The sequence below is a fragment of the Streptomyces malachitofuscus genome (assembly GCF_055571035.1).
Map to the genome: position 1 here is coordinate 262,936 of NZ_JBVIGA010000001.1, position 21,137 is coordinate 284,072.

Below are 21,137 nucleotides of genomic sequence, written 5' to 3' on the forward strand. Positions count from 1 at the left end.
CCTTCTGTGAAACTGCTGTCGTTCGAAGGGTGTCAGGTGCTCGTGGCGGCGGCGACCTACCCCCAGCCGGGCACGACCATGACCAGCCACACCACCGCGGGGACCACCGCGACCACGATTGCGCCGTACGCCATCAACTGCCGGAAGAAGCGGTCGCGGTCGACGTCCGGCGCGGCGGCCAGGACCAGGGCGCCGTTCGTGGAGAACGGGCTCACGTCCACGACGGTCGCCGACACCGCGAGCGCCGCCACCATGCCGACGGCCCCGATCTCACCCTGGGCGAGGAACGGCACGGCCAGCGGGATGAGCGCGCCCATGATCCCGACGGAGGAGGCGAAGGCCGACACGATCGCGCCGATGTAGCAGAGCAGCACCGCGGCGAGCAGCGGGACGCCGATCCCGCCGACGCCCTCACCGGCCCAGGTGATGGTGCCCATCTCGTCCAGGACGCCGACGTAGGTGAGCACACCGCAGATCAGCAGGACCGTGGGCCAGGCGATCTGGCCGACCGCCTTGCGGCTGTCGTCGGGCCAGGCGGTGCTCAGCACGACCGCAAGGGTGATCGCGGTGAGTCCGGCGTCCAGGTCGAAACCGAGGACGGCGACGACGAGGGCGACCAGGGAGACGAGGGTGGCGAGGACGGGAACGGTGAGCGGGACGGCGGTGGGGGTGTCGGGGAGGGTGGCCACCGGGGCGGGGGCCGGGGCGGTACGGGTCCCGGTGCCGCTCCCCGTGCCCGCGGCACCGGAGCCGCCGCCACCGCCGGCGTCCTTCGTGCCCGTGGCCTCCGGGGCTCCCGTCCCGGTGTCGGTCACGGCCCCCTGCCGCCACAGCTTCAGTCCGCCGCAGACGACGAACACCACCGCGGCGATGACGAGGTTGGCCAGCAGCGAGGCGAGGAACAGCGTGATCTCGCTGCCGGGGAGCTTCTCGCGCTCGACGATGCCGTTGACGATGGAGCCGTAGATGCTGATCGGCGAGAAACCGCCGGCCTGGGCGCCGTGCACCACCATCGCGCCCATCAGCAGCGGGCTGATCCGGTACCGGGCGGCGAAGCTCAGCGCGATCGGCGCGACGATCGCGACCGCGGCCGGGCTGACCGCGCCGATCGCGGTGAGCGCGCCGGTGAGGGCGAACATCACCCAGGGGATGAGCGCCACCCGCCCGCGCACCAGCCGGACGGCCGCGTACACCAGCCAGTCGGTGGTGCCGTTGGCACGGGCGATGGCGAACAGATACGTGACGCCGACCAGGACGACGAACAGATCGCCCGGGAAACCGGCGAAGACGCCGTCCGCGTCGAGATCGGCGACGAGCGTGCCGACCCCGAACGCGGCGGCGAAGGCCAGCGCGCCCATGTTGACGGAGCGGGTGGTGGCGATGACGAACACCACCGCCAGAACGAGAACGGAGATGAGTTCGGGGGACATACGGGCTCCCGAGTGGCCGAGTGGATGAACCACTTGTCGCTGGAGGGGGGTGGTCCGGTTGGCTGGAAAGCGTGGGGTGCGCGGGAGGTGCCGTCAAGGGGTCGCGCAGAAATTGGTTCAGCCACTTGGCCATTCTCGCGGTGCCCGGTGCTAGTCTCCCGACGAGAGGGGGACCCCGTGACCGACGCCCTGCGCCCCATGACGAAGCAGCGCCTGTACGAACAAGTGCTGGACCGATTGCGCCAGTACGTCACCGAGGGCGGCCTGCGGGCCGGCGACCGGCTGCCGCCCGAACGGGACCTGGCCCAGCGGCTCGGGGTCAGCCGGGCCTCGGTGAAGCAGGCGATCGTGGTCCTGGAGGTCCAGGGCCTGGTCGAGGCCCGGCACGGCGGCGGCACGTACCTCGTACGCGACAGCCTGGACGTCGAGCCGGTCGACCGGATGGTGGAACGCCGCCAGCGCCTCCCCGACGTACTCGAGGCCCGGGAGGCGCTGGAGACGAAACTCGCCGAACTGGCCGCCGAGCGCCGCACGGACGACGACCTCGCCGCGATGCGGGCCGCGCTCGCGCACATGGCGGAGGAGATCGAGGCGGGCGGCGGCGGGGTGGAGGGCGACCGGCGGTTCCACGCGGCGGTCACGGCGGCGGCGCACAGTGGGCTGCTGGCGGATTTCATGCGGTCGATCGCCGAGCAGATCGCCGAGAGCCGCACGGAGTCGCTGCGCCAGCCCGGGCGGCCCCACCGGTCCCTGGCCCAGCATCAGGCCATCCTCGACGCGATCGCCGAAGGCCGGCCCCGGCAGGCCGCCGCGGCGATGCGCCGCCACGTGCGGACGGTCGCGAAGGTGCGACTGCTGGACTGGAACCCCGAGGAGGAGGAGCGGTAGCTCCTTCGGAACGTGGCGTCCTCGCCCGGCGGGGCGCTGTTAGCCTGCTCGTCGATCAGCTGTTCGTACGAGGAGTGAGCCGCCGTGCCCCGTATCGCGCTCGTGACCTGCGCGCCCGGCCCCGACGTGGCCGAGGACCGTGATCTGCCGGCGCTGGTGCGGGCGCTGGAGGACGCCGGGGCCCGGGCGTCCGCCGAGGTGTGGGACGACGGCGCGGTGGACTGGGCGGCCTTCGACCTCGCCGTGATCCGCTCCACCTGGGACTACAGCTGGCGGGCGGCGGAGTTCACCGCGTGGGCCGAGCGGTGCGGCACGGCGACCCGGCTGGCCAATCCGGCGGACGTGGTGCGGTGGAACACCGACAAGCGCTACCTCGCGGACCTCGCCGGCGCCGGGGTGCCCGTCGTGGACACCCGCTATCTGGCCCCCGGGGACCCCCTCGACCTCCCGGACGACCACGAGTACGTCGTCAAGCCGTCCTCCGGCGCCGGCGCCCGGTTCGCCGCCCGCTACACACCCGACGAGCACGCCACGGCCGTACGCCACCTGGAGCGCATGCACGCCGAGGGGTTCACCGCGATGGTGCAGCCCTACCTGCGCGGCATCGACAGCACGGGGGAGCGGGCCCTGCAGTACTTCGGCGGGACCCTGCTGCACGCCAGCCGCAAGGGACCCGTCCTCGCCCCCGGCACCCCCTACGACCGGCGCAAGGTCGCCCACCCCGGACTGGCCGAGTGGACGCCGACCCTCGAAGAGGCCGCGGTCGCCCGGAAGGCGCTGGCCTCCGTGCCGGGCCGGCCCGAGCTGCTCTACGCGCGCGTCGACCTCGTGGACGGCGCGGACGGCCGGCCCCGCGTGATGGAGCTGGAGCTCGTCGAACCCAACCTGTTCCTGTGGCTGCATCCGGAGTCGATGCCGCGGGTGGTGGAGGACATCCTCAAGGCCGCAGGCCGCTGACCGGAGGCCGCGACCCGCTGACCGCTGTTCGCTGCAGCAGCCCCCAGGTGAACTCGGCGACGACCTCGTGCCGCGCACCCGTCGCGTCCGGGGCCGTGAAGACGAGCCCCCACCGGGTCGGTGCCGTGCCCTCCAGCGGGCGGGCCGGGGCGAAGGCGCGGGCCGCCTCGTCCACCGTGCAGGACCAGGGTGTGAGGTCCTCCACCGTGCGCAGCACGGGCGCCGGGACGCCGGGCGCGCGGACCAGCCACTCGTTCCACACCGCACCGCCGGCCGCCGGGGTCAGCACCTCGAAGCGCAGGCCGGGCCAGAGCGGCAGCCGCCACTGCCACGCCTCGCAGTCCAGGTCGCCGACCCGGCGCGGGGTCCGGGACTCCGGCTCGCCCAGCACCGAGCGGTACCGCGACAGGGCCGGACGGGAGCGCGGCGAGCGGACCATCGCCTGCCAGCGCCTGTTGGCCTCGCGCATGTCCGCGAGGGAGGCGCCCAGCTCGCGCCGGGCGTCCTCCACCGGCCCGGGATTGTGGTCGGCCATGCGGCGCAGCAGCACGAGCTGGAAGTCGCGCGGGGTGAACGGGCTAGTGGGGCGTCGTCCGGTGGGCACGGGATCCATCGTCCCCCACCGGCGGCGCTCCGGGGCGGCGGCCGTCCGGGAGGAACAGCACCGAGTTGACGTAACGCGGGCCCCGGAAGGGCAGGACCCGGCGCAGCAGGCCGTGGGTGACGACGTAGGAGGTGCGCTCCTGGTGGGCCTCCAGCGGGAAGCGGGACAGCGGGACCCAGGTGCCGGCGGGCAGTACCCAGCCGTCGTAGCCCAGCATGGACAGATACGTCACCACCGGCCCGACCGGCTGGATACGGGACTCCAGCTCCACGAACAGGGCCGGGCGGTCCCGGGCCAGGATCCCGGTGGCCCCGCGCAGCACCGCCGACTCGCTGCCGTCCACGTCGATCTTGATGAAGCCGACGTTGCGCAGGCCGAGTTCGTCCAGCGTGACGCAGGTGACGTCCAGGGCGTGGCCGTGGATGTCCCGGCGGACCAGGGAGGACACGCCCCGGTCGCCGCCGTCGTCCGGCGGCAGCCACAGCCGGGCGATGCCGGGCCGGTCCGAGGCCGCGGCCCGGATCACCCGGACGTTGGGCGGGGCCGTGGCGGTGAGCAGCCGGGCCAGCCGGGGGACCGGTTCCAGGGTCACCACCCGGCGGGCGCGCCCGGCCAGCCGGTGGGTCCACGGGCCGTACCAGCCGCCGACGTCCACCGCCGTGTCGCAGTCCGGCGGGCACAGGTCGGCGAGGCGGGACAGCTCGGGCTCGAAGCGCGGGTAGACCGACCGGGCCGCCGCGGCCACCAGACGCGTGGGAAGGAACGCGGCGGCCCGCGCCGCGAACGTACGGTCCGTCGTCATCCGCTCGTCCCCGGCGTGTCGGAGGCCGCTGCGGCCATCCGTGTCAGCAGCCGTTCGTGCTCCTCCTCCGACACCTGCTCCCCGGACGACGGCAGCAGCTGCGGGATGCCGTCCACGATTGGATAGCGGCGGCGCAGACGCGGGTTGTACAGCGCCTCGTCCCGCTCGCCGTCCGGCGCGAGCAGATGCAGCGGCCCCTTGTCGAGGGGACAGGCCAGAATCCTCAGCAGCGGGTCGTCGGGTTTCACGGTGGCGTCAACTCCTTGGCCTGGACGGGGGAGGGTCGTGCGGTGTCGTGCTTGGGCATGGCCAGCAGTACGGCGACCGCGAGCACCGTGCCCGTGACGCGCAGGGCCAGCCGCAGCGGCTCGTCGGGCAGTTGCTCACCGAACGACAGCGTGCCGAGCACCGCCGTGAACAGACAGGTCACCGTCGTGCACACCGGCACAATCAGCGAGGCCCGGCAGCGCTGGAGCGCCGCCTGCGACATCACCAGCCCGAACACACCGGTGAACAGCAGCAGATACGGGTACGGGGAGCGCAGCAGGCCGACGACCGCGCCGCCGACACCGCTGGTCGTCAGGTGGCTCGACACGCCCTTGATGGCGAGCGAGCTCACCCCGTAGAGCAGGCCCACGGCCACCCCGTACTCGACACCCGTCGTGGGCAGCCGGTGCCGGTGACGGGCGTTGCGCTCCGCGGAACCGTACAACCACACGCCGGCCGCCAGCGACGGCACGCACACCAGCAGGATCAGCGGGTACGGCGCGTCCTGACCCACGGTGTCGGCGCCCGCGCCGCTCTCCCGCAGCGACAGCACCACCATCAGCAGGGCGAGCAGGATCGCGCCGAGCGCGTACCGTTCCCGGCCGCTGGTCTCCTCGCCCAGCAGCCGCGCCGACAGCAGCACCAGCAGCACCAGACCGGAGACGAAGATGCCCTGCGCGGCGGCGATCGGCAGCGTGCGGTACACCGCGAGCTGGGCGGCGAAACCGGCCGCCAGCGCCAGCGAACCGCCGATCCACAGCGGATTGCCGAGCACCAGCCGCAGCAGCCGCGCCGGTTGACGGATCGTTACTTCGGGCAGGGCGGCGAGGGCCCGCTTCTCCAGGACGAACCCGCCGCTGTACAGGACGTTCGCCAACAGGGCCGCGGCCACTCCCCACCACATGCTCCCCCGCCCCCCTCACGTCCGCCGGGCGTGCAGCAGCAGGATCGACGCGAGCGGCGGTCGGGCACAGGCCAGCCGGTCCAGCGGGCGCAGCACCCGCGGTACGCCGTGGAAGGGGGCACCCTCGAGGCGTACGACGGTGAAACCGGACGCGGCGACGAACGCGCGCAGCGCGCGGGCCGTGTACAGCCGCAGATGGCCCACGACCTCCGAGCCCGGCCTGCCGTGGATGCCGCGCAGGCTGACCTCGGAGAACACCGGCTGCACCCCGGCCAGCAGCAGCGCGCGGTTGTACCAGGCCGCCAGGTTCGGCGTGGACAGCATCAGATGGCCGCCGGGGCGCAGCACCCGGCGGATCTCGTCGAGCGCCGCGTCCGGGTCGACGAGGTGCTCGATCACCTCGCTGAAGAGCACCGCGTCGGCCGACCCCGCGGCGAACGGCAGCCCCCCGCCGGAGAGTTCGCCGCGCACCGCGTACGGCAGCCGGGTGCGGGCGCGGGCGAGGGCGTCCTGGGACCAGTCGACGCCGATCAGCCGGTGACCGTGCAGGAACGGGGCGGCGGTGGCGGCCGCGGTGCCGTCGCCGCAGCCGATGTCGAGCACGGTCCGGGGGCCGTCGACGCCGGCCGGGCCGAGGGCACGGGCCAGCATGCGGGCCTGGCGGCGGCTGCGGGAGGGGCCCGAGGCGACGGGCACGGCGGGATCCTCGTAGAAGTCGCGCAGTTCGCGGGGCGGGGGTGCGGTGGTCGTCACTCAGGTCGCCTCCGTGGTGTGCAGATGGTGCGCGAACAGGTCGCGCAGACGGTCGCCGTCTCCGGGGCCGAGGAGGGTGCGCGACCAGCGCAGCGCCAGATGCAGCCGGCCCGCCGTGGAGGCGGTGGTGACGGTCAGGCCCCGGGGCGTCCGGGCCGGCGCCGAGAACCACACGGCGTGCGCCCGGCCCGCCTCCTCCCCGAAGTCCAACGGGTACGGGATCCGCCCGATGTTGCTGAGCAGCGTGGTCGACGTCCAGGGCGCCGCGGCCCGGCGCAGCGCCCTGGTCAGCGCGGCCCGGCAGACCACCGGGGCCCAGGGGGCGGTGAGCAGGGCGGCGCCGTGCCCGAGCTGCGGGCGGGGGAGCGACTTGAGGGCACGGGTGCGCAGGGCGGTGCGGCGCAGCAGCTCCGGCAGGTCGGGAGCGTCCAGTTCCTCCGGCCCGAACGGCACCTCGACCAGCCGGGTGCCGTTGCCGATGGGCATCGTGGCGTCCCGGGGGCGGTCGTCGACCGGCATGGTGATGCGCAGGGGGCGGCGCGGGGCACCGTGCTCCCGGTTCCAGTGGGCGACGGTCAGGGCGGTGGCCACCATGAGCTGGTCGTTGACGGTGTACGGAGAGCCTCGGGGGCGGTGCGGCAGCGGCAGCTCGGTGACGAGCAGGGCGTTGCCGGGTGACGACTCGGGCGTGCCCGGGGCCACTCTCGCGGGCGGGGACCAGTGGGAAGGGGTGTCCGGCGGAACCTGTGGTGTCTCCGGCGGCCGTACCGGCGGGGCGGCGGGGGAGTTGTCCCGGCCGCCGTAGAGCTCGGCGGCGGTGGCCAGGACACGGAGGCAGGCGGGCCCGTCCAGAGCGGTGTGGTTCATGGTGAGGAAGAGGACGGTGCCCTCCCCGCCCACCACCTCCAGCCGGACCGGCGGTGACGCGGTGAGCGGGGGCGCCTGGGCGAGCGCCCGGGCCCGGGCGTCGGCCAGGGCGTTCCCGCCCGGCGGCGGGAAGCCCACCACCTCCACGTCCGGCTCGTCGGTCAGCTCCCACTCGTAGCGGCGCCGGTACCAGGGGCCCGGGGCCTCGCGCATGAGAATGCGCGGGTGCCGGCGCAGCGCCTCCGTGAACGCCTTGCGGATCCGGGCGGGTTCGAGCCGGCCCGGCAGGTGCACCTCGATGTGCACCGTCTCCGGTTCCGCGTCCTGGAGACAGTGCCGGGACACCTCGTCCACGACGGGGAAGGGAATCCGCAGCGGTCCGCTCATACGGCCCCGCCCCACCCCGAGCCACCCCGCGGCCGCGGCACCCGCGGCCCGCCCGGCGCCCCCTCCGCCGACCGCGCTTGGCCGTCGGGGCCGGGGTCGGCCGCGTGCCGGCCCTCGCCGACACGGGTGGTGGGCGGGGGCGGCGGTTGGTGCGGTTGCGGCGACGGCGGGGGTGCCGGGGGCCGGGATCCCGTGGACGGATCCGGGACCGGGGGCAGCACCGCCGTGGAGCCCGGGGCGGAGTCCGGGGCGTCCGGGCGCGCCTCCGGCCCCCGGGACCGGCCGCGCGCCGCACCGAGTGTCACCAGGCCCGCGAACAGGCCGACGAGCGTCAGCAGTTGAGCCGCATGGCCGTATGCTCCCTCGCCCGCTCCCACCGGCTCACCCGCACCGAACGCCGTCACGACGCCCGCTCCCGCGAGCGCGACGAAGGCGATCGGCACCAGCAGCGCGTGCCGGCGCCACGCGAGCAGGGCCAGGGCCGGCACCAGCAGGGCCCACCAGCCCGCGATCACCACGCCGACCAGCGTCAGCGCCACCGCGCCGAGCCAGGGCCCGGGCGCCGGCGGAACCGGCTGCGGTGCGTCGGGGTTGACGGCCCTCCGGCGCCACAGCGCCAGGCCGATCAGCACCACGATGCCGGTCCCGCCGGCGATCAGCCCGGCGTCGTACGTCTTCGCCGGCTCGTAGGACAGCTTCACCGTGCCGCCCTCGCCCGCCGGGATCCGCCAGCCCTGCTGCCAGCCGTCCAGCCGCAGCGGCGTCAGCTCCTCGCCGTCGAGGGTGGCCTTCCAACCGTCGTTGTGGTTCTCGTACATCGTGAGGTAGGAGGCCGCGCCGGAACCGACGCTCACCTCGCGCAGATCGCCCAGCCAGTCCCGTATCCGCAGCTCACGGTCGGAGGCGGCCGGCTCCGGCACGGTCCCGCGGGTCAGGGTCACGTCGGTCAGCGCCAGCGGACCCGCGTCACCGCCCTCCACCCGGTGCGACCCCGCCGCCAGCTCCAGCGCACGGTCGGCGCGGCCGCCCTGGCAGAGCGTCACCTCGACCGGCCGCCGCTCCACCAGGTCCCGCACGGTCCCGCGCACGCCCGTCTCGTACAGCTCGCCGTCCACCGCCAGCACCGGACCCTTGCCGCACTCCAGCGAGACCTCCCGGCTGCCCGCCGGCTGCCGGGTGCGGTGGTCGTCGAGGGCGGGCAGATACGCCTCGGTCAACCCCACCGGCAGTTGCAGGTCCTCGCCGACCGCCGGGTTGTGCAGGGTGAGCGGGGCGCTCCGGGTGACCGTGATGTCGAGGCGGTCGGTGGAGATCGGCGGGAAGCGCACCCAGCCGTTGTCGTCGACGCCGGCGACGACCGCGCCGTCCGGGGAGCTGATGTGCACCTCGACGGCCCGCGTCGACAGCCCGCCGGCCGGGGCCAGCACCAACTCGTCCACCGACCGCTTTCCCTCCCAGCTCAGATGGATGGTCGGCCGGCCGCCCGCGATCCACGCGGTGGTCAGGTCCCCGTCGGTCAGATTGCGCGCGGACAGCCCCGCGCCCAGACGGGCCGTGGAGTCCGCCGTGGCGGTGATCCGGCTCCGCTGCTCGGGTGCCACCTCGTACAGCAGCCGGTCCAGTGCCTCGCCCGGCAGGGCCACCGCGGACGCCCGCACCTCGTACGTCCCCGCCGTCTTTGTGTCGAACCGCCGGTGCAGCCCCGCCTCGCCGGCCGCGAGGGACAGCCCCGTGGGGTCGGCGGCACGGTGCAGGGAGACGACGTGCGCGGCGGCCGTGGAGTTCCGGGCGTCGGTGGGCAGCCGCAGCAGCCGCGTCACCCGGACGCCGGGCACGTCGACCTCGGAGAAGCCCGCACCGGCGAGACCGGGACGCTCGGCCGTCGCGTCGACGATCGTCAGCTTCATCCAGCCGGTCGTCCCCGCGGGCGCCCTCACCTGCTGCGCGGTGCCGTTGGCCCGCAGGAAACTCGTCTCCGAGCCGCTCTCCGTCTCCACCCGCACCCGCGTCGGCGCCGCCCGCACACCGTCCTGCGGCAGCGGGGTGAGGCCGATGGAGTCCGGCAGGTCCTGGCTGCCGTCGAAGTCGATCCGCAGCCACTGCCCGTCAGGGGAACCGGCCGAACCCTCCGCCCACGCCGTGCCCGGATCGCCGTCGAAGGCGTTCACCGGCTCGTACTGCGGCAGATGGAACAGCCAGTTGCCGTAGGAGGACGCCGACACCGAACGGGCGCCGCGCAGCTCGGCCACCGTCTGCCGGTGCAGACCCTTGGCCGGCAGGATCTGGTGCGGCCGCTCACCCGCGTCCTGCGCGGCGTCCGGCGCGTTGCGCTCGCCGGACGTGTACGTGTACGACGTGTTGGCGTGGACCAGCCCGAACCGGGTGTCCGCCCGCCGCATCCCGTCACCGGTCACCTGCACCGGCGGGGTGCCGAGACCGGGGTGGGCGTCGCCGGTCAGCACCGCCGGCCGGCCGCGCAGCTCGCCCGCCAGCGGCAGCAGCGCCTCGGGCCCGCCGGAGACCACGGCCGTGTCGGCGATCGGCAGCAGCCGCGCCTGCCCCGGACGAGGCACGTCGGCGTCGGCCGGACGGTAGATCTCCACCGCCCGGTGCCGCGGATACAGGCCCTCGACCTGGAGCGGGGTGCCGGGCGCGATCACCCCGCCGGTCATCACCGGCCCGAGTCCCGTGGCCCGCACATACCCGGACTGCTCCAGGGTGCGCTTCACCACCGTGGTGGGCACGGCACCGATCTGGTCGGGGTCCAGGTCGTTGCGGACCACGACGTAGTGGACTCCCGCCCGGCTCAGGTAGTCCGCCAGCCCGGGCACCTCACCGCCGGTCAGCAGCGCCTGCTCCACCGCGTCCATCGCACGCCGGTTGCCGGGCGTGCCGAAGGGCACGTAGTCGCGCTGCGCCCAGCGGGACCGCGCGACCACGTCCAGCGGCTGGTCGACGGTCGACCCCCAGGTGTGGATGCCGTGCGCGGTCGCGGGGACGACCAGCGCACGCGAGTCGGGGGAGTTCTCCTCCAGCCAGTCGGCCGTCGCCTTCCAGTACGCGGGGATCTCCTGGAACGAACCCGGGCTGAGGATCGACCCGTTGAGATACGGCCACATCAGCCCCGGCAGCACCAGCACCGCGGCGGCCAGCGGCGCGAACCTCCGGCCCCGCACCCGGCGGGTCCCGCGCGCCCTGGCCGCGACGCCCACGAGATGGGCCAGCCCCAGGACGAGCGCCAGCGCCAGTCCCGTCTGGAACTTGTAGATGTTGCGGAACGGCGCCAGCCACCCGTCCAGCCAGTCCTGCACCACCCCGTGGAACGGGGCCCCGGCCGCGCCCGCGTACCCGGCGAGCAGCACCAGCACCGCCACCAGCACCGTCAGCACCAGCCAGCGCCGCTCCGGCATGTCCCGCCGGGCCAGCCCGGCCAGGCCCAGCCCCGCGGCGCACGCCGAGCAGACGATCACGACCGCCGACGTCGCCACCGTCCAGCCGGCCGGCAGCCACGCCTCGCCGTAGTGCAGATACGCCACCCAGTTCCCGGCACCGCGCAGCGCCTCCGTCGCCGCCATCGTGTCGGTGGTCGTCCGCGAGGACTCGATGTACGGCAGGAAGTTCTCACCGTGGAAGCCGAGCAGCAGCAGCGGGATCCACCACCACGCCGTCGCCACGATCACCGCGGGCGCCCACCAGGCGATCAGCTTGCGCTGCCGGGGGCCCGGCGGCCGGGAGAGCAGATACAGCCCGACCGGCAGCAGCGACGCCAGCGTCGAGGCCGCGTTGACCCCGCCCATGAACGGCACGAGCAGCGCCGAACGCAGCGCCGCCACCCGGGCCGCGTACCGCTCGTTCGCCAGCGGCAGCAGCACCCACGGCAGCAGCGCGCCCGGCAGCGCGGCGGCCGACGTCGAACCCACGACCGTGGTGAACACCGGCCACAGCGCGTACGCGGCCGCCGCGAGCAGTCGCGCCGCCCCGCCGCCCACACGCAGCCGTTCCATCAGCCGCAGCGCGCCCCAGAACGCCACCGACACGATCAGCGACATCCACAGCCGCTCCGCCAGCCACACCGGAAGCCGCACCAGGTCGGCCAGCCAGTAGAACGGCAGCATCGGCCACAGATAGCCGATGTACTGGTCGGAGATCCCGCCGAACGAGCCGCGGTCGTGCCACAACTGGCCCAGATCCGCGAGGAACTGCCCCGGGTCGACGGTGACGCCGAGCTTGGTGTCGAAGGTCTGCCGGCCCGGCTGCACCGCCAGGAACAGGACGCACGCCACCGCCCAGAAGCCGAGCAGCCAGCGCCGCGACCGCGGGCCCTCCGGGGGGCCCGCCGTGGCCGTGTGCGAGGGGACGGCTGCCGGAGGAGGAGCCTGGACCGTGGTCGTCATGAGGGACACCGCCGGAGGATGAGGAGGAGGTTCCAGGTGGCGAACTCGCGCAGACCGGGCACCTTCACCACGGTCTGTGTCAGGAACGGCCAGTAGCGGGAGCGTGCCGACACGATCCGCACGTCGTCACGGGCACGCACCTGCCGCAGGGTGGTGCCGATGTGCACGGGGAAGAGGTTCTCGCCGAGCGTGTGCTTGGCGTCCCTGCCGGTACGGCGCCGGTGGCGGGCGCGGGCCCGCTCGGCGCCGAAGTAGTGCCAGGGCGCCCACTCGTGACCGCCCCAGGGGGAGAGCCAGTTGGTGAACGACACATAGATCAGCCCGCCGGGCCGGGTGACCCGCACCAGCTCACTGAGGAACGTCTGCGGATCGGCCACGTGCTCCAGGACGTTGGAGGAGAAGGTGACGTCGGCGGCCCCGTCGGCCAGCGGCAGCAGATAGCCGTCCGCGATCACGGCCCCGTCGACGGGCTTCTCGCCGAGCTCCCGCACATCGGGCTCGAACAGATAGGCGTCGGCGCCACGCGCACGGAACTCCCGGACGAAGTGCCCGCTCCCGCCCCCGACATCCACGACCACCCGCCCGGCCACCGGCCCGTCGTAGGCCTCGACCTGACCGACGGCATCCCGCGCAAGAAGCGAGTAACAGACCTCGGGCTCGTCCTGCTCCCGCAGGAAGGCACGAAAGAGGGCGAGGGACCGCCGAAGCGAGGGATCCCTGTCAACTCCGTGCTGGACAGCAGGCGGTAAGGGGCGCGGGGCTGTATCGATGTGCGGCTCCGCCGCGGGGCGCGACAAGCCACGACGTGCCCGCAGCATACGCCTCACCGAACCGCCTCACGGGCGACCGCCCGGAACTGCCGCACCGTGTGCTCCCACCGGTACCGCGCGGCGAAGTCCCGGGCAGCCTTGCCCATGAGTTCCCGCCGGTCCTCGGCAAGGGCCAGCGACATCCAGGCCGCCGCGAACGAGGACTCACCCCGCGCCAGCACACCCGTCTCACCGTCCCGCACGGAGTCCCGCAGCCCCGGCACGTCGAAGGCGACCGCGGGGGTCTGCCGGGCCGCCGCCTCGGTGACGACGAGCCCCCAGCCCTCCACCGCGGAGGGATGCAGCAGCAGCCACGCCGCACACAGCAGCCGGTGCTTCTCGGCCTCGGAGACATGCCCGGTGAACTGGACGCCCGGACCCGCGAGCCGCTCCAGCCGGTCCCGTTCGGGCCCGTCGCCGACGATGACCAGCCGGCCGCCGGTGACCGGCCGCACCCGCTCCCAGAGCCGCAGCAGCAGATCGATCCGCTTGTACTCGACGAGCCGGCCCACCGCCACGAACAGCGGCTCCGGGGACCGTTCGGCGCGTGGCCCCGGTTCCGCCACACCGTTGTGCACCACGCGTATCCGCTCCCGCGGTACGCCGATGCCGCGCAGCGCGTGTGCCGTGGACGGCGACACGGCGACGACCAGCCCGTGCCGGCGGGCACCGGTGAGCGCCCAGTGTTCGAGTCGTCGTCCGATCCGCGCGGCCGGGGCCAGCGGGCCGCCGAACCGCATCTTCCACAGGTCGGTGTGCACATGGTTGACCAGGCACAGGGTCGGCCCGCGGTGCCACAGCGGCGCCAGGTAGGGCATGCCGTTGCACACCTCGACCAGCAGATCGCAGGCGCCGACCTGACGGCCGAAGGCGGAACGGGCGCGCAGGAAGTGCCCGTAGGTGCCGCCCGCCGACACCACCCGGTAGTCACGGAAGGCCGCGGGCCCTCCGCACAGCAGGGTGACCTGGTGGCCCAGTCGGGTCAGGCCGTCGGCGAGCCGGTCGACCAGCAGCTCGGAGCCGCCGGCGGAAGGATTGCCCAGGTCGCGGTGGGCGAGGAAGACGATCCGGCGGGGATGTGGGGGGAGCGCCGGGTTGTGCTGCGACGCGCTGGGGAGCGCGGTGCGCACAGGGGACGGCACGTGCTGGGGCATCGGTGCTCCAACTCGTCTCGGGGAACTCAGCGTGGGGAAGAACGCGATGTGCTGAGGAGGTGGGGTGACGTGGGGTGAGGTGGTGGGGTCGGGGTGGGCGGACGCCCCCTGCGGGGGCTCCGGGATGTTCCTGGGTGGGGGCTGTGGACGGACTGTGGTGGGTGGGGATGGGACAGTTTTCGCCCAGACGTTCCCCACGGCTACTCACAGACGTGACAATTTCCGGCTTTGTTGACTCCGGAGTCACTTCATTTCGTGAGAGTCGGCCGGGGCGTACCGGGTGAATCCGGACCTTCCCGGGTCTTCCGCCCGCGTGCCACCAGAACGCCGCCGATCGCCGCGAGCACGCATCCCGCCACAGCGGCCCCGATCGGCAACGTCTCGCCCACGAGGCGGAGTTGGTCACTGTCGCGCTCGGCCTGCCGCACGGCCTCCTTCTGTGTCTCCTCCGTGAAGGAGATCTTCTCGGCGTCCAGGAGCACCGCCGCGTCCTCGTCCCCGCCCGGCGCCCGCAGGGTCTGCCGGGGGCCGGTCTGCGCGTAGATCACCCGCCCGGTGCGCCGGTCCACGATCAGCTCCACGCCGTGGTTGGAGTACCACTCCTCGGCCAGCACCTGCGGCCGGTCCGGCTGGTCGACGAGGGCGCCCGGCACCAGCCGGGTACCCGTCTTCGTCGGCGGCACGGAACCGGTGAACCGGTAGCCGGTGTAGCCCTGGACCTTCTCGGTGCCCCGGTAGCGCAGCACGACGGTGTCGCCCAGGGTGTTGTCCCACCACTGGTAGGAGCGTTTCTGCACGTCGAAGGGGAACTTCAGATACGCCTCGCCCTCGATGCGCGGCTTCTCCTCGCAGCAGTGCACCGGCTTGGTGGTCTTGCGGTCCAGCACCCAGCGGTGCGGGGTGAAGTCCAGCGCGTCGTGCGGGTCCGCGGCCGGCAGCGACGTGTCCGTGTCGACCGAGGTCGTCACGTCCCACACCGCGTTCCCGCTGCGTTCGCTCTCCTCCACGTTGCCGCGCACCCGCTGGGTGACGGTGATCCTCCGGTCGGGCACGGTCTCGACCTTCTCCAGGTCGAACACGCTGCCCCGGCCGGTGTAGACGGCGGTGGTGTCGATGTCGACGGGGTTCACCGCTGCCCGTGGCTGCACGTACCAGGCGAACAGGGGAGCCAGCACCAGCAGAAACGTGCCGAGACCCAGCAGGACCAGGGAAAACGGGGAAGCTGTACGGCGCATCCGGGCACTCCAGAGGCTTGGGACGGCGCGACACGCAGAGGTCGGCGCCGTACGGGAAGGTGCGCGTGCGGGGTTCCCCACCCCCTATGGGCTGGGAACCGTAGGCGCCCCTTGACGGAGTGTCAATGTCGTGTCGACACTGAGGGCACGACACACGGGGGTGGTCGGTCACGGTGGGGGTGGGGAACCCTCCCGACAGAGAGGCTGACCCTGCGATGTCCAGACTGCTCGCCGCCGCCCTGACGGTCGCGCTCGCCGCGGCCCTCGCCGTGGGCGCCGCGGCCGGTGTCGTGGCGCTGCTCGAAGCCACGCCCGACCAGCCGAACACTCCGATGATCACCTACGAGCAAGCCGGTCAGGGGAGTTGACCGTGACGGCGCCCCGCACCCTCACGGCCCGCTCCGCCTGGCACGACGTACCGCGCCACCAGGTACGCCGGTTCGCCGAGATCGCCCTGGCCGACGCCCCCGCGCTGGCCGAGGAGATCATGAGCGAGATCCAGCGCGAGTACCCGCATCTGCCGGTCGTCCTCGACGACTCCGGTGAGCCCATGGCCCTGCTCGGCATCCGCCGCGCCATCGAGGTCTTCGTCCAGCACCTCGCGCAGGCCGACTACTCGGTGGGCCGTCCCACCGTGCCGCCCGGCGTCTTCCAGGACTTCGGGCGCGGTGAGGGCCGGGGCGGCCGGTCGCTGGACGCGCTCCAGGCGACCTACCGCATGGGCGTACGCCTCGCCTGGCGCCGCTTCGCCGAGATCGGCCAGCGCGTCGACATCCCGCCCCCCGCCATGTACGAACTCGTCGACGCCGGATACGAGTATCTGGACGGCCTGGTCGACCAGTCGGTGCGCGGATACGCCGAGGCCGCCGCCCGCCAGGCCGGTGAACGGCTGCGGCTGCAGCGCCGTCTGATGGAGCTGCTGCTCGCCGAACACCACCGGGGCGACCCGGCCGACGCGCTCGCCGAGCGAGCCGCCCGGATCGGCTGGCCGCTGCCCGGGAAGGTCGCCGTGGGGGTGCTGCTGCGCCCGGCGCGCGAGGCGGTGGCGCCCGCGGTGGGGCAGGGGGTGCTGCTCGACATGGAGTACGAGCCGCCCCGCATGGTCGTGCCCGAACCGGACGCGGCCGGCCGCCCCGAACTGCTGGACCGCGCGCTCACCGGCTGGTCCGGGGCGATCGGGCCGCCCGTGCCGGTCGCCGACGCGGCGAAATCGCTGCGCTGGGCGGAGGCGGCCGTACGGCTGATGGAGCGGGGGCTGCTGCCCGCCGGTGAGGTGCTGCACTGCACCGAGCACACCGAGGCGCTGGTGCTGCTCCAGCCGGAGGAGTTGATCGAGGACCTCGCGCTGCGCTGCCTGGCCCCGCTGGCGCACTGCGGCCCGGCGCACGGGCGGCGGCTCGCGGAGACGTTACTGGCGTGGCTGGAGACCCGGGGTGGCGCACCGGAGGTCGCGGCCCGCCTGGGCGTCCACCCGCAGACCGTCCGCTACCGCCTGCGCCAGATCCGGGAACTGTGGGGCGACGCGATCGACGACCCGGACCGCCGTTTCGAACTGGAACTGGTCCTGCGCGCCCAGCGCCTGCGCGGCGCCTTCGGCGGACCGCGCCGCTGAGACCGCCCCGACGACGGGACGGCCGGGTGTTGATCTCGCCGGGGTGGCGTGTGGCCGGGGCGTTGGTCTCGCCGGGGCGGCGTGAGGGCCTGGGGTGGTGAGTTGGTTCGGGGGCCGTGATGGCTGTGTTGCCGACGGGGCGGGGCGGCGTGAGGGCCGGGGCGACGACAGAGCCCGGGCGCGTGACCGCCGGGGTGACGTGACGGCTGGAGTCGTGAGACGGCCGGGGTGCGGAACACGTCCGTGTCCCGCACCCCGGCCGGAACGTCAGCGGCGGCCCTGGAAGCGCAGCCGCAGACGCGGGGAGAACCGCACGGCCGCGAAGCCCACGGCGGCCAGGCCGACGGCCGCCGTCAGCAGCAGACCGATACCGCCCGCACCGGTGTTGGCGAGACCGCCCAGGACGCCGGACGAGGAGTCGCCGTCCTTCGAACCGCCGCCGGCGCCGTCGTCGCCCTTGCCGTCGGTGCCGCCCGTGCCGTCGCCGCTGCCGCCGTCCGTGCCGCCGGAGGCACCCGGGGAGGGCGTGGCGGACGGGTCGGCCGTCTTCTCCACGACCTCGACGGTGAAGGTCGTTCCGGCGCCGCCCGGCGCCTTCGCGGTGACCGTGTACGTGCCCAGGGCGTCACCGGCGACGATGTCCCGGGGGGCCGTGGCGATGCCGTCGGCGTCGGCCGTCGCCTGGACGCCCTGCACCCCACCCTTGAACACGGGCGCGCCGTCGAAGCGGCTCGCCTCGATGAGGAAGTTCACCTTGGCGCCGGGCGCGGGCTTGCCGTCGTCGGTCACCAGGACCTGGAGCTTCTCGGGGAACGGCTGCCCCGGCAGGGTCTGCTGACCGTCGCCCTTGACCGCCTTGACCTCGTTGGCCAGGGTCTTCACCCGCAGCTTGAACACCTTGGTGAGACCCGCGGACGTGGCGCGCACGGTGAACTCGCCCTCCGCGCGGGAGGCCTGGATGTGCGGCGTCTCGGCACGTCCCTGCGCGTCGGTCGCGACCACGACCTTCGTGTCCAGACGGTCGTTCTCGAACACCACGCCCAGCTTGTCCGGATCCTCGATCTCGAACGTCACCGAGGCGCGCTCGACCGGGTTCCCCTCCTTGTCCCGGGCCACCGCGGCCACGGGCGCCATCGTCTGACCGGGGTCGACGACCTGGTTGTCACCGGAGACGGCACTCAGCTCCGTGGGGACGGCGCCCTTCCACTGCAGCACCACCCGTCCGGGCCCGCCCGGGGCGTTGGGTCCGCCCTCGGCGACGCCGGAGTCGACCGGGTTGTCGGAGGGCTCCCAGAACGGGTCGTCCTCCGCGGGCGCCTTGCTGCCCTCGCCGGTGAGCAGACGCACGTCGCTCATCCGCTCCGGGTGCGCGTAGCTGGAGCCGCCGCCTCCGCTGCCGGTGAGCCGGTCGTCCTCGGCGGACCCGGCACCACCGCCGCCGCCCGCGTATCCGGCACCGCCGCCGCCACCGCCGTAGCGGCTGGTCTTCTCGCCGGCGCCCCCGGCACCGCCCTGGGAGGCGTCCTCGCCCGCGGCACCGCCGCCGCCCCCGGCACCGCCGACGCCCTTGACGGCGCCCTTGCCGCCGCGTTCGCCCTCGGAGGCGTCCGTGCCACTCTCACCGCCGGCGTTGCCGCCGCGACCGCCGGAGGAAACGTTGCTGCTGCCACCACCGCCGCCACCGGCGACGACGAGGGCCTCGCCGTCCGCGGCGCGGACGGCGCTGCTGTTGCCACCGCGGTTGGCGTGGTTGCTGCCGGCGGCGCCGCCGAACGCGTCACCCGTGCCGCGCCCGCCCACCGCGACGGTCAGCGACTCACCGGGCGTGACGTCCAGCGTGCCGCGGACCAGACCGCCCGCGCCGCCCGTCGAACCGGGACCACCGGTTCCGCCCTCGCCCCAGACCCGCACGTCCAGCGCCTCGACGTTCGCCGGCACCTCGAAGGTGCCCTTGGCACCCTCGGTGACGGGCGGTGTGAAGAGCCGGCAGCCCACGAAACCCTCGGTGGGCGTGCACACCGTGCCGGTCGGCGACTCGCCGGCCGCCGCGGCCGGTACGGAGGCCCAGCCGCCCGACACGGCCAGCGCGACGACGGCGACGGCGGCCGCACCGCTTCTGAAACGGGCACGGCGCGGCGCAAAGGAATCCTGCAGCATCCACCACTCCACAGCTCGGAAAGCTCCCCCCCAGGGAGCTCATGATGATGATCAGACAACCACACACTATCTGCACGGTCTCGACGCCGCCGCCCCATATCACCGGCTCACCCATTGCCCGCCCGAGTGGGCGGGGACTAGCCTGTGTTCGTCATGCCGATCGCCTGTTGAAATCTCGAACGCACCGCAGGCGCCTGAGACACATAGGGAGGGGGCCGGTCGTGGGACGCCTCGTACCAGCCGTGACCCGGGCTCTCGACATACTCGAGCTCTTCCTCGACGGGGACGGGACGCTCTCCGCGCCCGACATCGTGCGCAAGCTCCAGCTGCCGCGCACCACCGTCCACGAACTGGTGACCACGCTCGCCGCCCGGAAGTACATCGTCCCGGTGGCCGGCCAGCCCGGACGGTACCGGCTCGGCGTACGCCCGTACCAGCTCGGCGCCCGCTACGCCGAGCACCTCGACCTCGCCGCCGAGGGACAGCAGGTCGCCCGGTCCGTCGCCGAGACCTGTGACGAGACGGTGCACGTGGCGATCCTGGAGGACACCGACGTCATCTACATCGCCAAGGTCGACTCCACCCACGCGGTGCGGATGGTGTCGGCGGCCGGGCGCAGGCTGCCCGCCCACTGCACCTCCGTCGGCAAGATGCTGCTGGCCTCCCTTCCCGAACAGGAGCTCACCGCGCGCCTCCCCGACGACGCGGAGCTGGTCGCGATGACCCCCAACAGCATCACCGACCCGGCCGCCCTGCGCGAGACCCTCGCGGAGATCCGTGCCCGGGGCGTCGCCGTGGAGAGCCGCGAGTCCAACCCGGACGTCTCCTGCGTCGCCGCGCCGGTGCGCGACCGCACGGGGCAGGTGGTCGCCGCGCTGTCCATTTCCGTACCGATGATCCGCTGGAGCGACGAACGCCTGGGCGAGCTGGAGCGGCTCGCCGTGAAGGGCGCCGCCGAGCTGTCCGAGCGCCTGGGCCACCGGAGTGCCGCATGACGAACACGTTCGAGGTCGCCGTCCGCGCGGAGGCGACCCTGGGGGAGGGCCCCACCTGGGACCCGGCGACGGGCCGGCTGCTGTGGATCGACATCCTCGGCTCCCGCGTCCACACCTACGACCCCGCCACCGGCCGGCGCACCGTGCGCCGCACCGACCAGCACGTCGGCGCCGTCAAGCCCCGTGCGGGCGGCGGCCTGGTCCTCAACCTGCGGGACGGCATCGGCCTGATCGACCCCGACGACAGCTTCCGCTGGCTGCACCGCGAGCCCGTCCCCGGCCGCCGCGGCAACGACGCCGCGGTCGCCCCCGACGGCAGCCTGTTCGCGGGCACGATGCGCTACGACGAGGCGCCCTGCGGCGGCACGCTGTCCCGCGTCACCGGCGACGGCACGGTCAAGGTCCTCCTCGACGACGTGGCGGTGAGCAACGGCACCGGCTGGAGCCCCGACGGGCGGCTGATGTACTACATCGACTCGCCGACCCGACGCGTCGACGTCTTCGACGTCGGTGAGGCGGACGGCCGTATCTCCAACCGTCGTTCGGTCGTCGCGATCGAGGACGGCGCGGGCTTCCCGGACGGACTCTGCGTCGACGCCGACGGCTGCGTCTGGGTCGCCCTCTGGGACGGCGGAGCGGTACGCCGCTACACGCCCTCCGGCGAGCTGGACCGCGAGATCCGCCTGCCCGTCCCGCGCGTCACGGCCTGCGCGTTCGGGGGCCCCGGCCTGACCGACCTCTACATCACCACGGCCCGGGTGGGCCTGACGTCCCCCCACCCCCTGGCGGGCTCGGTCCTGGTCGTCCCGGGAGCGGGGAAGGGCGTCCCCCAGCCCCCGTTCGAGGGCTGACCTCTCCTCGCCCCCGCCGCCCCGACCCCGGGGTATTGAGCCCGTCCGGCGTTTGAGGACGAGGCCCGAAG

18 protein-coding genes are annotated in these 21,137 nt (G+C 73.9%); 6 read left to right on the plus strand and 12 right to left on the minus strand.

The features are described 5' to 3' along the window. Positions 1 to 56: 56 nt before the first annotated feature. The gene (locus ACZ44S_RS01170) at positions 57 to 1,430 is read right to left on the minus strand and encodes an SLC13 family permease (protein ID WP_466922944.1); all 1,374 of its coding nucleotides are present in this window, start codon (positions 1,428 to 1,430) and stop codon (positions 57 to 59) included. Between the two features lie 177 nt (positions 1,431 to 1,607). Here ACZ44S_RS01170 and ACZ44S_RS01175 point away from each other — a divergent pair, with 177 nt between their 5' ends. Both ACZ44S_RS01175 and ACZ44S_RS01180 read left to right on the plus strand, forming a co-directional pair. Then, positions 1,608 to 2,318, plus strand: a complete 711-nt coding sequence (locus ACZ44S_RS01175) for a FadR/GntR family transcriptional regulator (RefSeq protein WP_466922946.1) — start codon at positions 1,608 to 1,610, stop codon at positions 2,316 to 2,318. 84 nt (positions 2,319 to 2,402) lie between these two features. After that, the gene (locus tag ACZ44S_RS01180) at positions 2,403 to 3,275 is read left to right on the plus strand and encodes an ATP-grasp domain-containing protein (protein WP_466922949.1); all 873 of its coding nucleotides are present in this window, start codon (positions 2,403 to 2,405) and stop codon (positions 3,273 to 3,275) included. Here the strand turns inward: ACZ44S_RS01180 and ACZ44S_RS01185 are convergent. The 10 genes from ACZ44S_RS01185 to pgfA all read right to left on the minus strand — a co-directional run bounded on the left by ACZ44S_RS01185 (position 3,256) and on the right by pgfA (position 15,451). Next, positions 3,256 to 3,888, minus strand: coding sequence for a hypothetical protein (locus ACZ44S_RS01185; protein ID WP_466922951.1), 633 nt, complete (start codon positions 3,886 to 3,888; stop codon positions 3,256 to 3,258). The two genes, ACZ44S_RS01180 and ACZ44S_RS01185, sit on opposite strands and share 20 nt — an antisense overlap. Then, positions 3,854 to 4,681: an FkbM family methyltransferase gene (locus tag ACZ44S_RS01190; RefSeq protein WP_466922953.1), complete on the minus strand. Its 828-nt coding sequence runs from the start codon at positions 4,679 to 4,681 to the stop codon at positions 3,854 to 3,856. Before ACZ44S_RS01190 ends, ACZ44S_RS01185 begins: the two co-directional genes overlap by 35 nt. Next, on the minus strand, positions 4,678 to 4,929 hold the full coding sequence (locus tag ACZ44S_RS01195) for a Trm112 family protein (protein WP_466922956.1): 252 nt from the start codon (positions 4,927 to 4,929) through the stop codon (positions 4,678 to 4,680). The genes ACZ44S_RS01190 and ACZ44S_RS01195 overlap by 4 nt, the downstream gene beginning before the upstream one ends. Then, positions 4,926 to 5,840 (minus strand): hypothetical protein, encoded by a 915-nt coding sequence (locus ACZ44S_RS01200; protein WP_466923627.1) that lies wholly within the window; start codon positions 5,838 to 5,840, stop codon positions 4,926 to 4,928. The genes ACZ44S_RS01195 and ACZ44S_RS01200 overlap by 4 nt, the downstream gene beginning before the upstream one ends. A 27-nt stretch (positions 5,841 to 5,867) precedes the next feature. Then, positions 5,868 to 6,605 (minus strand): class I SAM-dependent methyltransferase, encoded by a 738-nt coding sequence (locus ACZ44S_RS01205; RefSeq protein ID WP_466922958.1) that lies wholly within the window; start codon positions 6,603 to 6,605, stop codon positions 5,868 to 5,870. Next, on the minus strand, positions 6,606 to 7,859 hold the full coding sequence (locus tag ACZ44S_RS01210) for a condensation protein (RefSeq protein WP_466922960.1): 1,254 nt from the start codon (positions 7,857 to 7,859) through the stop codon (positions 6,606 to 6,608). Further along, positions 7,856 to 12,253, minus strand: a complete 4,398-nt coding sequence (locus ACZ44S_RS01215; protein ID WP_466922962.1) for an alpha-(1->3)-arabinofuranosyltransferase domain-containing protein — start codon at positions 12,251 to 12,253, stop codon at positions 7,856 to 7,858. The genes ACZ44S_RS01210 and ACZ44S_RS01215 overlap by 4 nt, the downstream gene beginning before the upstream one ends. Continuing rightward, on the minus strand, positions 12,250 to 13,071 hold the full coding sequence (locus ACZ44S_RS01220) for a class I SAM-dependent methyltransferase (RefSeq protein ID WP_466922964.1): 822 nt from the start codon (positions 13,069 to 13,071) through the stop codon (positions 12,250 to 12,252). The genes ACZ44S_RS01215 and ACZ44S_RS01220 overlap by 4 nt, the downstream gene beginning before the upstream one ends. A 5-nt stretch (positions 13,072 to 13,076) precedes the next feature. Beyond that, positions 13,077 to 14,216 carry a glycosyltransferase family 4 protein gene (locus ACZ44S_RS01225; RefSeq protein WP_466922967.1) on the minus strand — a complete coding sequence of 380 codons (1,140 nt, stop codon included), beginning with the start codon at positions 14,214 to 14,216 and terminating at the stop codon, positions 13,077 to 13,079. A gap of 248 nt (positions 14,217 to 14,464) precedes the next feature. Next, entirely contained in the window at positions 14,465 to 15,451 is a 987-nt protein-coding gene (gene pgfA, locus ACZ44S_RS01230) for a cell envelope lipid trafficking protein PgfA (RefSeq protein WP_466922970.1), read from the minus strand. 215 nt (positions 15,452 to 15,666) lie between these two features. Between pgfA and ACZ44S_RS01235 the strand changes: the two genes are divergently transcribed. Continuing rightward, complete coding sequence (locus ACZ44S_RS01235) at positions 15,667 to 15,819, plus strand: hypothetical protein (RefSeq protein ID WP_190166061.1); 153 nt, start codon at positions 15,667 to 15,669, stop codon at positions 15,817 to 15,819. 2 nt (positions 15,820 to 15,821) lie between these two features. Beyond that, complete coding sequence (locus ACZ44S_RS01240; RefSeq protein ID WP_466922973.1) at positions 15,822 to 17,063, plus strand: PucR family transcriptional regulator; 1,242 nt, start codon at positions 15,822 to 15,824, stop codon at positions 17,061 to 17,063. A 267-nt stretch (positions 17,064 to 17,330) separates the two neighbouring features. Here ACZ44S_RS01240 and ACZ44S_RS01245 read toward each other — a convergent pair whose 3' ends face one another. Continuing rightward, the gene (locus ACZ44S_RS01245; protein ID WP_466922976.1) at positions 17,331 to 19,220 is read right to left on the minus strand and encodes a glycine-rich domain-containing protein; all 1,890 of its coding nucleotides are present in this window, start codon (positions 19,218 to 19,220) and stop codon (positions 17,331 to 17,333) included. 221 nt (positions 19,221 to 19,441) lie between these two features. On the opposite strand from ACZ44S_RS01245, the gene ACZ44S_RS01250 reads away from it, so the two are divergent. Both ACZ44S_RS01250 and ACZ44S_RS01255 read left to right on the plus strand, forming a co-directional pair. Then, a complete protein-coding gene (locus ACZ44S_RS01250) occupies positions 19,442 to 20,215 on the plus strand; it encodes an IclR family transcriptional regulator (protein ID WP_466922979.1) in 774 nt (257 codons plus the stop codon). Next, the gene (locus ACZ44S_RS01255) at positions 20,212 to 21,066 is read left to right on the plus strand and encodes an SMP-30/gluconolactonase/LRE family protein (protein WP_466922982.1); all 855 of its coding nucleotides are present in this window, start codon (positions 20,212 to 20,214) and stop codon (positions 21,064 to 21,066) included. Before ACZ44S_RS01250 ends, ACZ44S_RS01255 begins: the two co-directional genes overlap by 4 nt. Positions 21,067 to 21,137: the final 71 nt, after the last annotated feature.